This window comes from Paenirhizobium selenitireducens ATCC BAA-1503, from assembly GCF_000518785.1.
Taxonomy (GTDB): domain Bacteria; phylum Pseudomonadota; class Alphaproteobacteria; order Rhizobiales; family Rhizobiaceae; genus Allorhizobium; species Allorhizobium selenitireducens.
Genome location: NZ_JAEG01000008.1, coordinates 17,727 through 32,201, shown reverse-complemented (window position 1 = coordinate 32,201; position 14,475 = coordinate 17,727). Strand labels below are relative to the sequence as shown.

Annotated in this window: 16 protein-coding genes and 1 pseudogene; 11 read left to right on the top strand and 6 right to left on the bottom strand. The window is 64.6% G+C overall.

The window, feature by feature from the left end; genetic code table 11:
• Window positions 1-149: 149 nt before the first annotated feature.
• A pseudogene (locus tag L867_RS25125) lies at window positions 150-878 on the top strand (transporter associated domain-containing protein); the annotation flags it as partial.
• A gap of 94 nt (window positions 879-972) precedes the next feature.
• Here the strand turns inward: L867_RS25125 and L867_RS0111860 are convergent.
• A complete protein-coding gene (locus tag L867_RS0111860) occupies window positions 973-1,254 on the bottom strand; it encodes a BolA family protein (RefSeq protein ID WP_028737088.1) in 282 nt (93 codons plus the stop codon).
• 104 nt (window positions 1,255-1,358) lie between these two features.
• Between L867_RS0111860 and L867_RS0111855 the strand changes: the two genes are divergently transcribed.
• The 3 genes from L867_RS0111855 to cobT all read left to right on the top strand — a co-directional run bounded on the left by L867_RS0111855 (window position 1,359) and on the right by cobT (window position 4,939).
• A complete protein-coding gene (locus L867_RS0111855; RefSeq protein ID WP_028737087.1) occupies window positions 1,359-1,979 on the top strand; it encodes a J domain-containing protein in 621 nt (206 codons plus the stop codon).
• Window positions 1,980-2,043: 64 nt separating this feature from the next.
• On the top strand, window positions 2,044-3,036 hold the full coding sequence (gene cobS / locus L867_RS0111850; RefSeq protein WP_028737086.1) for a cobaltochelatase subunit CobS: 993 nt from the start codon (window positions 2,044-2,046) through the stop codon (window positions 3,034-3,036).
• A 13-nt stretch (window positions 3,037-3,049) separates the two neighbouring features.
• The gene (gene cobT, locus L867_RS0111845) at window positions 3,050-4,939 is read left to right on the top strand and encodes a cobaltochelatase subunit CobT (protein ID WP_028737085.1); all 1,890 of its coding nucleotides are present in this window, start codon (window positions 3,050-3,052) and stop codon (window positions 4,937-4,939) included.
• Between the two features lie 29 nt (window positions 4,940-4,968).
• Here cobT and L867_RS26420 read toward each other — a convergent pair whose 3' ends face one another.
• Entirely contained in the window at window positions 4,969-5,394 is a 426-nt protein-coding gene (locus tag L867_RS26420; RefSeq protein ID WP_051438945.1) for a hypothetical protein, read from the bottom strand.
• A gap of 213 nt (window positions 5,395-5,607) precedes the next feature.
• Between L867_RS26420 and L867_RS25115 the strand changes: the two genes are divergently transcribed.
• Window positions 5,608-6,573 (top strand): esterase-like activity of phytase family protein, encoded by a 966-nt coding sequence (locus tag L867_RS25115; protein WP_084638553.1) that lies wholly within the window; start codon window positions 5,608-5,610, stop codon window positions 6,571-6,573.
• Between the two features lie 27 nt (window positions 6,574-6,600).
• Here the strand turns inward: L867_RS25115 and L867_RS0111830 are convergent, their stop codons facing one another.
• Window positions 6,601-7,248: a queuosine precursor transporter gene (locus L867_RS0111830; RefSeq protein ID WP_028737084.1), complete on the bottom strand. Its 648-nt coding sequence runs from the start codon at window positions 7,246-7,248 to the stop codon at window positions 6,601-6,603.
• Between the two features lie 114 nt (window positions 7,249-7,362).
• On the bottom strand, window positions 7,363-7,653 hold the full coding sequence (rpmB, locus tag L867_RS0111825; protein ID WP_028737083.1) for a 50S ribosomal protein L28: 291 nt from the start codon (window positions 7,651-7,653) through the stop codon (window positions 7,363-7,365).
• 247 nt (window positions 7,654-7,900) lie between these two features.
• On the opposite strand from rpmB, the gene L867_RS0111820 reads away from it, so the two are divergent.
• From L867_RS0111820 to L867_RS0111810, 3 genes are read left to right on the top strand one after another with little or no spacing between them, the layout of a single operon-like run.
• Entirely contained in the window at window positions 7,901-8,665 is a 765-nt protein-coding gene (locus L867_RS0111820; RefSeq protein WP_028737082.1) for a DUF3108 domain-containing protein, read from the top strand.
• A gap of 35 nt (window positions 8,666-8,700) precedes the next feature.
• Window positions 8,701-9,585: an aromatic amino acid exporter YddG gene (yddG, locus tag L867_RS0111815; RefSeq protein WP_028737081.1), complete on the top strand. Its 885-nt coding sequence runs from the start codon at window positions 8,701-8,703 to the stop codon at window positions 9,583-9,585.
• Window positions 9,586-9,602: 17 nt separating this feature from the next.
• Entirely contained in the window at window positions 9,603-10,253 is a 651-nt protein-coding gene (locus tag L867_RS0111810; protein WP_028737080.1) for a lysoplasmalogenase, read from the top strand.
• A gap of 10 nt (window positions 10,254-10,263) precedes the next feature.
• Here the strand turns inward: L867_RS0111810 and L867_RS0111805 are convergent, their stop codons facing one another.
• Window positions 10,264-10,704 carry a cupin domain-containing protein gene (locus tag L867_RS0111805; protein ID WP_028737079.1) on the bottom strand — a complete coding sequence of 147 codons (441 nt, stop codon included), beginning with the start codon at window positions 10,702-10,704 and terminating at the stop codon, window positions 10,264-10,266.
• Window positions 10,704-11,474, bottom strand: a complete 771-nt coding sequence (gloB, locus tag L867_RS0111800; protein WP_028737078.1) for a hydroxyacylglutathione hydrolase — start codon at window positions 11,472-11,474, stop codon at window positions 10,704-10,706. Before gloB ends, L867_RS0111805 begins: the two co-directional genes overlap by 1 nt.
• Before the next feature lie 85 nt (window positions 11,475-11,559).
• On the opposite strand from gloB, the gene L867_RS0111795 reads away from it, so the two are divergent.
• The 3 genes from L867_RS0111795 to L867_RS0111785 all read left to right on the top strand — a co-directional run bounded on the left by L867_RS0111795 (window position 11,560) and on the right by L867_RS0111785 (window position 14,468).
• A complete protein-coding gene (locus L867_RS0111795; RefSeq protein WP_028737077.1) occupies window positions 11,560-12,315 on the top strand; it encodes a class I SAM-dependent methyltransferase in 756 nt (251 codons plus the stop codon).
• A 117-nt stretch (window positions 12,316-12,432) separates the two neighbouring features.
• Window positions 12,433-13,539, top strand: a complete 1,107-nt coding sequence (gene hisC / locus L867_RS0111790) for a histidinol-phosphate transaminase (protein WP_028737076.1) — start codon at window positions 12,433-12,435, stop codon at window positions 13,537-13,539.
• Window positions 13,536-14,468: a prephenate/arogenate dehydrogenase family protein gene (locus L867_RS0111785; protein ID WP_408605979.1), complete on the top strand. Its 933-nt coding sequence runs from the start codon at window positions 13,536-13,538 to the stop codon at window positions 14,466-14,468. Before hisC ends, L867_RS0111785 begins: the two co-directional genes overlap by 4 nt.
• Window positions 14,469-14,475 lie beyond the last annotated feature (7 nt).

Below are 14,475 nucleotides of genomic sequence, written 5' to 3'. Positions count from 1 at the left end.
AAAGGGGTTTGCTGTCGCGTATCGTCAATGCGGTGATCCGGGGCCTTCTCCGCTTCTCCGGCGTCCGGCTGTCGCAACGGACGCTCGGTCTGTCAGGCTATGACGATCTCGAGGAGGCCCTCCAGCTTGTGCATCGCGACACGCATCTCGACAAGGCCGACCGCGACCGTCTCGGCGGGGTGCTCGATCTCGGCGAGCTGGAAGTCTCGGACATCATGATCCATCGCACCGCCATGCGGGCCGTCAATGCCGACGAGCCGCCGGAGGTGGCGGTGCGCGCCGTGCTCGAAAGCCCCTATACCCGCATGCCGCTCTGGCGCGGGTCCACCGACAACATCATCGGCGTGGTCCATGCCAAGGACCTGCTGCGGGCGCTGGCCGAGCCCGATGTCCAGCCGGGCAATCTCGACCTGGTCAAGATCGCCCAGAAGCCGTGGTTCGTGCCGGATACGACCAATCTCAAGGACCAGCTCGCCGCCTTCCTGCGGCGCAAGATGCATTTCGCCGTCGTGGTCGATGAATATGGCGAAGTGCAGGGTCTGGTGACCCTCGAGGATATTATCGAGGAGATCGTCGGTGACATTTCCGACGAGCACGATCTCGAAATCCAGGGTGTGCGCCAGGAGGCCGACGGCTCGATCGTCGTCGATGGCGCCGTGCCAATCCGCGACCTCAACCGGGCGCTCGACTGGAGCCTGCCGGACGAGGAGGCGACGACGATCGCCGGCCTCGTCATCCACGAGTCGAAGTCGATCCCCGAGGAGCGCCAGGCCTTCACTTTCTACGGCAAGCGCTTCATCGTGATGAAGCGCGAAAAGAACCGCATCACCAAGCTGCGTATCCGTCCGGCCGAGGAAGCCGCCGCCAAACCGAACTAGCCGGGAACGCGCCAGGCGGCGCGGCCTCGGCTTGACAGCGGGGCGCTTGCGGACCATGTGATAGGCAACAACGCTTCCCTACGGCACGAAAAGCCTACCAGCGGGTCTCTTCGCCCGGTGCTGCGGGTTCGATCGCCAGCGCATGCAGGCCTTCGTCGATCTCCGGCTGCAGCAATTCCGTGATCGCCCTGTGGCGCGCCAGGCGCGTCATGCCGGTGAACGCCGCGGCCACGATGCGCACGCGCATGTGGCTTCCTTCCGCACCGTCGAAACCCGGTTGGTGACCGGCATGATGGCTGCTTTCATCAATGACGAAAAGGCGTTCTGGCGCAAAGGCCTCACGCAGTTTCGCCTCAATTCTGGTGCGTACAGACATGGCATTCCTTGGCGCTCAGCCGGCCGGGCAAAGCCTCACAAAGCCCAGAACAATCCCATTTGTCAATTCTTGTTGTCGGTTGCCGGAGGCACCATAATCAATAGATGAAACTCGACTCAAAATACTTCGACCGGATCCGCACGCGCCGCAAGCGCGAGCCGGAACCGGAGAAAGCCGCGCCGACCTGTCAGTGGGACGGCTGCGAGAAGCCTGGCGTGCATCGCGCACCCGTCGGCCGCAACGCCGAGGGGCAGTTCTTCCTGTTCTGCTTCGAGCACGTGAAGGAATACAACAAGGGCTACAATTATTTCTCCGGCCTGTCCGACACCGAGATCGCCCGCTACCAGAAGGAGGCGGTCACCGGCCATCGCCCCACCTGGACGGTCGGCGTCAACAAGGCGGCGAAGTCGAGCCCGCTGCATTCGACCGCGCGTTCCGGATCGGCCGCTTCGCAGGCCCGCATCAAGGATCCCTTCGGCTTCGTCAAGCAGGGCGGCGGCGGCCGAACCCAGCCGCAGGCCCGCAAGCTGAAGAGCCTGGAGGCCAAGGCACTCGACACGCTCGGGCTTGCGGCGAATTGTAGCGCCCAGGAAATCAAGAGCCGCTACAAGGAGCTTGTAAAAAAACACCACCCGGATGCAAATGGCGGAGACAGGGGTTCGGAAGAGCGTTTTCGCGCTGTCATTCAGGCGTATCAATTGTTAAAGCAGGCGGGTTTCTGTTAATCGAAGGTGCTTGCAGCGCGCTTTATTTGGAAGGCCGGTCGGTGGCGCCCGGCATGGAGAGACGATGAGCAAAATTGAACTTGATATTTCCAATCTCCCCGACACCACCGTGTCGGTGCGCGAGGTTTTCGGCATCGACAGCGATCTGCGCGTCCCGGCCTACAGCAAGGGTGACGCCTACGTGCCCGATCTCGATCCGGACTATCTCTTCGACCGGGACACGACGCTCGCCATCCTCGCCGGTTTCGCTCATAACCGCCGCGTCATGGTCTCCGGCTTCCACGGCACCGGCAAGTCGACCCATATCGAGCAGGTCGCCGCGCGCCTCAACTGGCCGTGCGTGCGCGTCAACCTCGACAGCCATGTCAGCCGTATCGACCTCGTCGGCAAGGACGCGATCGTCCTGAAGGACGGCAAGCAGATCACCGAATTCAAGGACGGCATCCTGCCCTGGGCCTACCAGCACAATGTCGCGCTCGTCTTCGACGAATACGACGCCGGCCGACCGGACGTGATGTTCGTCATCCAGCGCGTGCTGGAGAGTTCCGGCCGCCTGACGCTTCTCGACCAGAGCCGCGTCATCCGTCCGCACCCCGCCTTCCGCATCTTCGCGACCGCCAACACGGTCGGGCTTGGCGATACCACGGGCCTCTATCACGGCACGCAGCAGATCAACCAGGCGCAGATGGACCGCTGGTCGATCGTCACGACGCTGAACTACCTGCCGCACGAGAAGGAAGTCGACATCGTTCTCGCCAAGGTGAAGAGCTTCAATCAGACCGAGCAGGGCCGTGACACCGTTTCGCGCATGGTCCGGCTGGCCGATCTGACGCGTTCCGCCTTCGTCAACGGCGACCTGTCGACCGTGATGAGCCCGCGTACCGTCATCACCTGGGCGGAAAATGCCGAGATCTTCGGTGATGTCGCCTTCGCCTTCCGCGTCACCTTCCTCAACAAGTGCGACGAACTCGAGCGCACGCTGGTGGCCGAACAGTATCAGCGGGCCTTCGGCGTCGAGCTGAAGGAAAGCGCTGCCAACATCGTCCTGAGCGCCTGAGAGGGCGATCAAGATGGCAGGTCGCGGCGACAATACGAGAGCAAAGCCCGGTTTGGGCCCCGACGTTGAACCGCTTCGGCGGGCGATAACCGGCTGCGTGCGCTCGGTTGCGGGAAGCGCCGACGTCGAGGTGGTGTTCGCCAACGAGAGGCCCGGCCTTGCCGGCGAGCGCGTGCGCCTGCCCGAACTGTCGAAGAAGCCGACCGCCCATGAACTCGCGGTGACGCGAGGGCTCGGCGATTCCATGGCCTTGCGCATCGCCTGCCACGACCAGAAGGTCCATGCGACCATGGCGCCGCAGGGCGCCGATGCGCGCTTGGTGTTCGACGCCGTCGAGCAGGCGCGGGTCGAATCGATCGGCGCGCTCAGGATGAGCGGCATGGCCGACAACATGAACGCCATGCATGCGGAGAAATACGCCAAGGCGAATTTCTCCGGCATCAACCGCCAGGAAGACGCGCCGATCCAGGAAGCCGTCGCCATGCTGGTGCGCGAGAAGCTGACCGGCGAGAAGCCGCCCGAATCGGCCGGCAAGGTGCTCGACCTGTGGCGTCCCTTCATCGAGCAGAAGGCCGGTGCCGATCTCGACAACCTGCCGTCGGCGATCAACGACCAGCAGGCCTTCGCCCGGGTGATCCGCCACATGCTGTCCGCCATGGAAATGGCCGAGGATGTCGGTGATGACACCGAGGAGAGCGAGGACGAAAGCTCGACCGACGAGGACCAGCCGCGCTCCAACGAGGAAGACCAGGAAAGCGCCGAGGAGGAGGCCGGTTCCGAACAGGCTCCCGCCGAGGAGAGCGAAGCCTCGCAGGAGCAGATGGACGACGGCGAGATGGACGGCGCCGAGATCTCCGACGACGACATGACGGAAGAGGGCGAGGACGACAGCGAGACGCCCGGTGAGATGCGCCGGCCGGCAAGCCCGTTCGACGACTTCAACGAAAAGGTCGACTACAAGATCTTTACCCAGGAATTCGACGAGATCGTCACGGCGGAAGAGCTTTGCGACGAAGCCGAGCTGGAGCGCCTGCGCGCCTTCCTCGACAAGCAGTTGGCCCATCTGCAGGGCGCGGTCGGGCGCCTCGCCAACCGCATGCAGCGCCGCCTGATGGCGCAGCAGAACCGCTCCTGGGAATTCGACCTGGAAGAAGGCTATCTCGACCCGGCGCGCCTGACGCGTCTGGTGATCGATCCGATGCAGCCGCTCTCCTTCAAGAAGGAGAAGGATACCAAGTTCCGCGACACGGTGGTAACGCTGGTGATCGACAATTCCGGTTCCATGCGCGGTCGGCCGATCACGGTTGCCGCCACCTGCGCCGATATTCTCGCCCGCACGCTGGAGCGTTGCGGCGTCAAGGTCGAGATTCTCGGTTTCACCACCAAGGCGTGGAAGGGCGGTCAGTCCAGAGAGAAGTGGCTGGCCGGCGGCAAGCCGCCGACGCCCGGCCGTCTCAACGACCTGCGCCACATCATCTACAAGTCGGCCGACGCGCCCTGGCGGCGCTCCCGCCGCAATCTCGGCCTGATGATGCGCGAAGGCCTGCTAAAGGAAAACATCGACGGCGAGGCGCTGATGTGGGCGCATGGCCGCCTCATGGCCCGCTCCGAGCAGCGCAAGATCATGATGATGATTTCCGACGGCGCGCCTGTCGACGATTCGACGCTGTCGGTCAATCCGGGCAATTACCTCGAACGGCACCTGCGCGCCGTGATCGAACAGATCGAGACGCGTTCGCCGGTCGAACTCCTGGCGATCGGCATCGGCCACGACGTGACGCGTTATTATCGCAAGGCCGTGACGATCGTCGATGCAGACGAGCTGGCCGGCGCGATGACCGAGCAGCTCGCGGCCCTTTTCGAAGACCAGCAGACCACCGGAAAGCGCGGCCGCGGCCGCTGACGGATTGGACCCGGCTGGGCCCGGCGCCGTCAGATCTCGGCGTCAGCCTGGTCGAGTTCCGTGACCTCGCCGGAGGTAGCCCCCTTGTCGACGCCCAGCTGGTTCTTGATGCGTTCGGCGATCTCCTCCTCGATGGCCTTGCGGGCCTCGGGATCCATCGCCGCCAGCGATTCCTCGGTCAGCCCCTTGTCCTCGAGATATTTGGCGCGGATCATCTCGGCGACGTCCATGTGCGCCCACTTGGAGAATTCCGCGAGCAGGTCCTTCGCCTCCGTGCGCTCTTCCTCGTCGATCGACGTGTCGTAGGACACGCTGTTCTCATCCTCGAGCGAGAAGGTCGAGCCGCCGCCATAGGACAGCAGCGCCTGGGAAAAACCGTCGCCGCCCGCGTCGGCCGTCCGGCCGGTGCGCATCGGCGAGGTGGAATATTGCGTGTCGTTGGAAATGGCGATCATGTGCGGTTCCTCAATACGTCCTTTGAAGGCAATGGCGGAAATCTTGCACGCCGAGCTTGTGCCTGACTGGGGCCGGAGCGGTCGGAACCTCGCCATCCGCGGGTGGTGCAGTTTGACCCACGGTTCGATCGTGGCATAAGGGGCCAGCCGTTTCCTGGATAGTTCAAGGTCAAGATATTGCGATCCTGCCTCCCTCTCGTCTTCCTTTGCGCCCTGACAGCCGGGACCGCTTCGCCCCAGATCGCGCGCGCGCAAGCGGCACCGGTCGAAGCGACCGCGATTACCGCCTTCCGTCCGGGGTCAACCGAGACCCGCTTCGGTGCGCTGGAATTTGTCGGCGGACTGGAGCTCTCCTCGTCCGAGCCGCTGTTTGGCGCCTGGTCGGCGATCCGGTTCCTGTCGGGCGGCGAGCATTTCCTCGGCGTCCTCGACACGGGGCATTGGCTTTCTGGCCGGATCAGCCGTGATGCGCAGGGCAGGCTGTCCGGCCTTTCGGACGTGACCATCGCCTCGATGCTCGATGCCGATGGGCGCGGCGATCAGAGCAAGTACAGCGTTGATGCCGAAAGCCTGGCGATCCGCGGCGACGATGTGCTGGTCGGCTACGAGCAGCGGCATCGGATTTCCGGCTACCGGCCTCTTTCGGCGATCGAGACCGCGCGGCCGTTCCGCATGTCCTTTCCGCTGCCGTTTCCGGTCGGCGAGCTGCGCAACAATGGCGGTCTGGAAACCCTGGCGCTCTCGCCGGAGGCAAGCCCGCTGCAGGGGGCGCTGGTTGCGGTGGCGGAGAAGAGTGTCGACGGCAATGGCAACCTGTTCGCCGGCATTCTCGACGGCCCGTTGAAGGGAGCGTTCCGGGTCGTGGCCCATGACGGCTTCGACGTGACCGACGGCGACTTCCTGCCTGACGGCGACCTGCTTCTGCTGGAGCGAAGGTTCACCTTCGCCAGCGGGGTCGGCCTGCGCATCCGCCGGATCGACGGCGCGAGCCTCAAGCCGGGTGCCGTGGTCGACGGTGAGATCATCCTCGAGGCAGGCATGGGCGAGGAGATCGACAATATGGAAGGTCTGGACGTCGTATCCGGTGCCGACGGTTCGACCCGCATCATCCTCGTGTCGGACGATAACCACTCGATCCTGCAGCGCAGCCTGATGCTGGAATTCAGGCTCGTCGACTGAGAGCGACGACGAGCCTGAAGCCGTTTGTCAGCGCGCGGTGCGGGCCGGCACGGCGGCCGGCATCGGCCGAAGGATGCTCATCAGGGCGCCATAGGGCAGAAGCATCACCACGCCCACCAGCATCTTGACGGTGAAGTCGCCGATCGCCCAGGAAATCCAGCGCGGCGCATCGGTTGCGAGTATGCCGAGGATCGGTGCCCATTCGATGGCGAAATCGTCGTTCGATCCGATCAGGGTGAAGACCGGCGCGAAGGCCAGCGAAAAGAAGATCACCGTATCGAGCACCGATCCAAAGACGGAACCGAGCAATGGCGCCTTCCACCAGGTGAGCTGCCGCAACCGGTTGAATACGGTGATGTCGAGCAACTGGCCGGCGAGATAGGCCGTCCCCGACGCAATGGCGATGCGCGGCGACGATGTCACGAAGGACAGCGCGACACCGACGACGAAGCCGATGAACACGACCTTGCGGGCGGTCTTCGGGCCGAACTGGCGATTGGTGAGGTCGGTGACGAGGAAGGCGACCGGATAGGTGAAGGCACCGTAGGTCAGAAGGTCGCCGAGCGCGATGCCGGCAAGCTGGCCCGAGAGCGGGTACTGCACGAGCACGTTCGAAGCGACGACGATCGCCGTCATCAGCAGGCTGTAGAGAAGGATATGGCGTGTCTTCAGCATTTTTTTATCCTGGGTGATGCCACCAGTTGGAGTAACGATTTGGCGAAAAGGAAAAGGCTTGTCCGGGGTGCGCCCGTTCAAGCCTTGTACCTTGTCGAAGAAAGGAGAAGTCGCTTACGCGGCTTCTGCGGTCTTCTTGACGATCTGGCGGCGCAGCAGACGTGCGCGCATCGACAGTTCGGTTTCGTCGGCCTTCAGGAGGAAGGCGTCGAGACCGCCGCGATGTTCGACCGAGCGGAGAGCCGCTGCCGAAACGCGCAGGCGGTAACGCTGGCCAAGAGCATCCGAGATCAGCGTGACGTCGCACAGGTTCGGAAGGAACTTGCGCTTGGTCCTGTTGTTCGCGTGGCTCACATTGTTGCCCGACTGGACGCCCTTGCCGGTCAATTCGCAACTGCGGGACATGATACACCTATATTTTTCTTGGCCATCGCATCGCTTCCGGGAAAATACCGGCAAGGCAATCCAACGGCGTTTGATTGGAAAGTTGCGGTTCTATAGTCAGACTGGCCGGGCGCGTCAAGCCAAACCTTGGATTTTCCCGCACGCTCGGGATAAACGCGCTATTTTATTGCCATAGTCGCACCCGAGGATGACTATCATCGCGACTCGCCGGCTGCAAAGGGCGGGATCGCATTCAGGGGGGCGGTCTTTGCGTTTCTTGAACCTTGTCTGCAGTCTGCTCGTTTTCGCCGTAGCGCCCGCCGCCGCCGAGAGCGTGCGCTATCGCACCGACTACCGTGTGACGCTCGGGGCGCTTCCGATCGCCCGGGCCTCCTTCGTCACCGAGGTCAACCAGAAGAACTACACGATCACCGGCAGCTTCAACTCCTCGGCCATCGTCAACGTCATCACCAAGATTTCCGCCCGGACCGATATTTCGGGAACCTTGACCGGTGATCGCATGCAGGCCGATCGCTACACGCTGGTCTACCAGAGCGGCAAGAAGAAGCAGACCTATGACGTGCGCTACAGCGCCGGCGACGTCACCGAGACGATCGTTCATCCCGAGCCGAAGCGCCGGCCGCGGAACTGGATTGCCGTCGGACCCGAGGACCTGAAATCGGTGCTTGATCCGATCAGCGGGCTCATCATCCCGGAGGGCGAGGCGGCCTGTCCGCGCACCCTGCCGATCTATGACGGCGAGAGCCGCATGGATCTCGTGCTCACGCCGAAGGGGCGGAAAAGTTTCACGATCGACGATGTCGAGAACGAGGCGATCGTCTGCTCGATCCGCTATGTGCCGAAGTCCGGTTTCCGCAAGGGACGCAAGGACATCGAGTACCTGCGCAAGGCCGAGGGCATGGAAATCTGGTTTGCCAAGACCGGCACCCTGAAGGTATATGCTCCAGTCTATGCACGCGTTCCCACACAAATGGGAACCATTTATGTATCGGCGGTCGGTTTCGACGACTGAGGGCCGCGGGTCTGAACCCCGCGAGGGGAGACGACGTGAAGACCAGGGCGACGCTTATCGGGTTCACCGCCATTCTGATGTGGTCGTTTCTCGCACTGATGACGGCCGCGTCCGGCACGATGCCGCCCTTCCAGCTCTCGGCGATCACCTTTGCCATCGGCAGCCTGCCGGGCATCATCACCTTCATCCTGAAGCCTGAGCGCATCCGCCAGCTGCGCCAGCCGGCCAAGGTTTGGTTGACCGGCGTGGTCGGGCTGTTCGGCTATCATTTCCTCTACTTCACGGCGCTGCGCAACGCGCCGGCGGTCGAGGCGGGGCTGATCGCCTATCTCTGGCCGCTGCTGATCGTCGTCGGCTCCGCATTGCTGCCGGGTGAACGCCTGCGCTGGTATCATGTGGTCGGCGCGCTCGCGGGGCTTGCCGGCACGGTGCTGATCGTCGCCAAGAACGGCATCGATTTCGATCCGGCCTATGGTTTCGGCTATCTCGCCGCCTTCCTGTGCGCCTTCACCTGGGCGGGATACTCGCTGATCACCCGCCGCTTCGAGGCCGTCTCGACCGATGTCGTGACCGGCTTCTGCCTGGCCACCTCGGTCCTGTCGGCGCTCTGCCACCTCGGCCTTGAGACCACCGTCTGGCCGGAAAACCTGTCGCAATGGGCGGCCGTGGTCGGCCTCGGCATCTTCCCCGTCGGCCTGGCCTTCTACGCCTGGGACCACGGGGTGAAGAACGGCGACATCCAGATCCTCGGCGCGTCGAGCTATGCGGCGCCGCTCCTGTCGACGCTGATCCTCACCCTCTTCGGCTTTGCCGAACCTTCGCTGCGCATCGCCATCGCCTGCGTGCTGATCACCGGCGGCGCCATCCTCGCGGCGCAGGACATGATCCGCCGGCCGGCCAAGGCCGAAGCGGACGCGTGACCGGGGGAGAGGCGGCGATGGAGATCTTCGCGACGATCGTCCTTGCCCTCGCGGTGCTGATCGGCCTGTCCTATTTCGCCATTCTGCCGAAGCCGGCCAGCCCCCGCCGGGCGCTGTGGAAGACGCTGCCGGTCTCGCTTCTGGCGCTCTATGCGCTCCTGATGGAGGCGCCGGACCTCATGGTGCTGGGGCTGGCCTTGAGTGCGCTCGGCGACGCCTTCCTGGCCTATGAAGGCGAGAAGAACTTCATGGGCGGGCTCTCGTCCTTCCTGCTCGCCCATATCGCCTATGGTGCGCTGTTCTATGAAATCGGCGATCTCCGGATCCTGACAGGCGAGGCCTGGCGGCTCTCCGCTGCCGGTCTTTCGGTCGCCCTTGCCGTGCTGCTGGTGGCCTATCTGTGGCGCCCCGCGGGCAGGCTCGCACCGGCCGTGCTGGCCTATGCAACGGCGATCGCTGCCATGGCGATCCTGTCGCTCAGTGTGCCGCCGATTGCGGTTTTCGTCGGTGCTGCACTCTTCCTGTCGTCCGATGCGGTGCTGGCGGTCGAGACCTTCAGGATGGAGAAGAGCCATCCGATGCGCCGGCTCGCCGCGCTCTACGTCTGGGCCAGCTATTTCGCCGCGCAGGTCGTGCTGACGCTTGCGGTCGTCGCCTTCGCCTCCTAGCCGAAACGCGTTAAGCGTCCGCCTGCCGGCTCTCCTCCGGCATCCAGCCGGGCGGCGCCATCTCGAAGCTCGCATAGTCGAAGCCTGGCGCCACCGTGCAGCCGACCAGCGTGTAGTCGCCGAGGCTTTCGGCCGCCTGCCAGCCATTGGCCGGAATGATCGCCTGCGGTCTCTCGCCGCGCAAAAGATCGGCACCGAGCACAATGGTTTCGACGGCCGTTCCCTCAGGCGCGCTGTAAAGCGCCAGCGGCGCGCCGGCGTGGTAGTGCCAGACCTCGACCGCGTCGCGCACCCGGTGCCAGTGGGACCGTTCGCCCGCCTTCAGCAGATGGTAGATCGCCGTCGAATGGCCACGCGGCCCGCCGGCTGCGTCGCGAAAGGTCTCGACGAACCAGCCGCCCTCGGGATGCGGCTGCATGCCGAGGGCCTCGATCACGGCCTCGGCATCCATCAGAAATGATCCTTGCGCTTGCGGATCTCGGCGAACACTTCCTCGTCGCTCGATCCTTCCATCAGGAGGTTGCGACGGATCGACGGGTCGGCGGCGCGCAGGAAGGGGTTTGTTTCCTTCTCCAGCCCGATCGTCGTCGGAATGGTGAACTCGCCCTTCTGTCGCTTTGCCTCAATCTCGGCGGCGCGGGTCTTCAGCCGCTCGTTTTCCGGGTCGATCGTCAGGGCGAAGCGGGCGTTCGACAGCGTATATTCATGGCCGAAATAGACCGCGGTCTCGTCCGGCAGGGCGGCGAGTTTCTGCAGCGAATGCCACATGTCGGTCGCCGGCCGTTCAAACAGCCGGCCGCAGCCCAGCGCAAACAGCGTGTCGGCGGCAAACAGCAGCTTGTCGTCGGGCAGGTGGTAGCAGACATGACCGGCGGTGTGGCCGGGCGTTTCGATTACCCGCACTGTATGGCCGCCGAAGTCGAAGCTGTCGCCGTCGGCGACCGCCTGGTCGAGGCCGGGGATCGCCAGCGCCTCCTCGCGCGGGCCGATGATCTCGCAGCCGTATTTCTCCTTGAGCGCCAGGTTCGCCTCGACATGGTCGCCGTGATGGTGGGTGGTGAAGATGTGGGTGATCTTCCAGCCGCGCCGTTCGGCGGCCGCCACGATGGCATCCAGCTCCGGCGCATCGATCGAAGCGGTCACGCCGCTTTCCGGGCAGTGGACGAGGACGCCGAAATTGTCGCTTCGGCAGGGGAAGACGTCGAGATCGAGGGGTTTCATCAGGTCGGGGTCCCTTCTGCTTGCTTGGGCGAAATGTAGCGCCTTCAGCCTTGAAGTCCATCCGCCGCCTGCTAACAATGGCGCCATGCATGTCGATATCGTCGATCTCCGCCAATTCTACCATACCATGCTGGGCCGCATGGCGGAGCAGTCGATCGCCATGGCGTTGTCGTCGCTGTGGGCGCGCCTGCCGCAGGAGCGGCTCGTCGGCATCGGCTATGCCGTGCCCTTTCTCGACCGCTTCCGCGCCGATACCGAGCGTACCTTCGCCTTCATGCCGGCCGGGCAGGGGGCGGTGAACTGGCCGGTGGGCGAACCCTCGGCCACGGCCCTGGTGTTCGACGAGGAACTGCCCTTGCCGGACGCCTCGATCGACCGGGTGCTGATGGTCCATTCGCTGGAATTCGCCGAAAACCCGCGCGAGACGCTGAAGGAGGTCTGGCGGGTGCTGGCCCCCGGCGGGCGTCTCGTCATTGTCGTGCCGAACCGGCGCGGCGTGTGGGCGCGCATGGAGCACACACCCTTCGGCTCGGGCCGGCCGTATTCGCGCGGCCAGCTGACGGCGCTGCTGCGCGAAACCAATTTCACCCCCGGCGCCAGCGCCGAGGCGCTGTTCTTCCCACCGTCGAAGATCCGCGCCCTGCTGAAACTGCGCAGCAGCTTCGAGCGCATGGGCCGCATGCTCTGGCCGGCCTTTTCCGGGGTGATCGTCGTCGAGGCGCAGAAGCGGCTCTACCAGGGCCTGCCGGTCGCGTCGCGGGCCTCCAGGCGCGTCTTCGCCCCGGTTCTGGCGCCGCAGGGCGTGCCGACCACGCGGGCCCGATCGGACGGCAAGGCCTGACGCGGCCGGTGGCTGCGACCGCCTCGACCCTCGACAAAACCGCCTTTCCGTTCTAAGGGCTCTCATCCCCTATCGCCGGGCGCCCGCCCGTGTTTTCAACGACAGAAAGCCAGTTCGATGAGCAGCGACATCATGAAGCCCACCCCGCGTCCGGGTATCCTCGACATTGCCGCCTATGTGCCCGGCAAGGAGCATGCCCCCGGCGTCGCACGGGTCTTCAAGCTGTCGTCGAACGAGACGCCAATGGGCCCGAGCCCGAAGGCGATCGACGCGTTCAAGCAGAGCGCCGGCCATCTGGAAATCTATCCCGACGGCCAGGCCACGACGTTGCGCGAGGCGATCGCCGAAGTGCACGGGCTGAACAAGGCCAACATCCTGTGCGGCAACGGCTCCGACGAACTGCTCGGCCTGCTCTGCCATGTCTATCTCGGCGCGGGCGACGAGGGCATCATCACCGAACACGGCTTCCTCGTCTACAAGATCCAGATCATGGGTGCGGGCGCGACCCCGGTCGTGGTCAAGGAGAAGGACTGCACCGTCGACGTCGATGCGATCCTCGCCGCCGTCACCGAGAAGACGAAGATCGTCTTCCTCGCCAATCCGGGCAATCCGACCGGCACCTATGTGCCGGTCAGCGAGATCCGCCGGCTGCATGCCGGACTGCCGGGCAATGTCATCCTCGTGCTGGATGCGGCCTATGCGGAATATGTCCGCCGCAACGACTACCAGGCCGGCATCGAGCTCGTCTCCGGAGCCCGCAACGTCGTCATGACCCGCACCTTCTCCAAGGTCTACGGGCTTGCGGCGCTGCGCGTCGGCTGGGCCTATGCGCCGCTGGAGATCATCGATGCGCTGAACCGCGTGCGCGGTCCGTTCAACATGAACGCGCCGGCGATCGCCGCCGGAGCCGCCGCCGTGCGCGACCAGGATTTCGTCGCGATGGCCGTCGAGCACAATCTCGCCTGGGTCGAGAAGGTCACCACGGCGCTTTCCGCGCTCGGCCTCAAGGTCACGCCGTCGGTTGCCAATTTCGTGCTGATCCATTTCCCCGAGGTCGACGGCAAGCGTGCGGCGGAAGCCGATGACTTCCTCACCAGCCGCGGCTTCATCCTGCGTGCGGTCAAGGGCTACGGCTTTGCCAATTCGCTGCGCATGACGATCGGCAGCGAAGAGGCCAATCGCGGCGTCATCGGCGCGCTCACCGAGTTCATGGGGCGTTCCTGATGCCGGAGCCCATGTTCGACCGCATCGCGCTGATCGGCATCGGCCTGATCGGCTCCTCGATCGCCCGCGACGTCAAGGCGCTAGGCCTCGCCCGCGAGGTCGTGGTCTCGACCCGCAGCGCCGAAACGCTGAAGCGTGCCGAGGAACTTGAGCTGGGAACCTCCTACGCGCTGTCGGCGGCGGATGCCGTCGAAGGGGCCGATCTCGTCATCGTCTCGGTGCCCGTCGGTGCGTCCGAAGCGGTCGCCCGGCAGATCGCCCCGCATCTGAAGCCCGGCGCGATCGTCACCGATGTCGGCTCGACCAAGGCTTCCGTCATAGCCCAGATGGCGCCGCACATGCCGAAGACCGTGCACTTCATCCCCGGCCACCCGTTGGCGGGTACGGAAAAATCCGGCCCCGACGCCGGCTTCACCGGCCTGTTCCAGGGCCGCTGGTGCATCTTCACGCCGCTGCCGGGAACCGATCCGGCAGCCCTTGCCAAGCTCAAGGCCTTCTGGGAAGCGCTGGGCTCCAAGATCGACGAGATGGATCCGGAGCATCACGACAAGGTGCTCGCAATCGTCTCGCACCTGCCGCACATCATCGCCTACAACATCGTCGGCACGGCCGACGATCTGGAGACGGTGACGCAATCGGAAGTGATCAAGTATTCGGCCTCGGGTTTCCGCGACTTCACCCGTCTCGCCGCCTCCGACCCGACCATGTGGCGCGACGTCTGCCTGCACAACAAGGATGCCATCCTCGAAATGCTGGCGCGTTTTTCCGAGGATCTCGCCTATCTGCAGCGGGCGATCCGCTGGGGCGAAGGCGACAAGCTGTTCGAACTCTTCACCCGCACGCGCGCCGTCCGCCGCTCGATCATCGAGGCCGGCCAGGACGTCGACGTGCCGGACTTCGGCCGCCACTCGCTCGACAAGAAGGCCTGACCGCCCA

Coding starts and splice junctions, on each gene's coding strand:
- L867_RS0111860 (WP_028737088.1), bottom strand. CDS start 1,254: ATGTCTGTACGCACCAGAATTGAGGCGAAACTGCGTGAGGCCTTTGCG.
- L867_RS0111855 (WP_028737087.1), top strand. CDS start 1,359: ATGAAACTCGACTCAAAATACTTCGACCGGATCCGCACGCGCCGCAAG.
- cobS (WP_028737086.1), top strand. CDS start 2,044: ATGAGCAAAATTGAACTTGATATTTCCAATCTCCCCGACACCACCGTG.
- cobT (WP_028737085.1), top strand. CDS start 3,050: ATGGCAGGTCGCGGCGACAATACGAGAGCAAAGCCCGGTTTGGGCCCC.
- L867_RS26420 (WP_051438945.1), bottom strand. CDS start 5,394: ATGATCGCCATTTCCAACGACACGCAATATTCCACCTCGCCGATGCGC.
- L867_RS0111830 (WP_028737084.1), bottom strand. CDS start 7,248: ATGCTGAAGACACGCCATATCCTTCTCTACAGCCTGCTGATGACGGCG.
- rpmB (WP_028737083.1), bottom strand. CDS start 7,653: ATGTCCCGCAGTTGCGAATTGACCGGCAAGGGCGTCCAGTCGGGCAAC.
- L867_RS0111810 (WP_028737080.1), top strand. CDS start 9,603: ATGGAGATCTTCGCGACGATCGTCCTTGCCCTCGCGGTGCTGATCGGC.
- L867_RS0111805 (WP_028737079.1), bottom strand. CDS start 10,704: ATGGATGCCGAGGCCGTGATCGAGGCCCTCGGCATGCAGCCGCATCCC.
- gloB (WP_028737078.1), bottom strand. CDS start 11,474: ATGAAACCCCTCGATCTCGACGTCTTCCCCTGCCGAAGCGACAATTTC.
- L867_RS0111795 (WP_028737077.1), top strand. CDS start 11,560: ATGCATGTCGATATCGTCGATCTCCGCCAATTCTACCATACCATGCTG.
- hisC (WP_028737076.1), top strand. CDS start 12,433: ATGAGCAGCGACATCATGAAGCCCACCCCGCGTCCGGGTATCCTCGAC.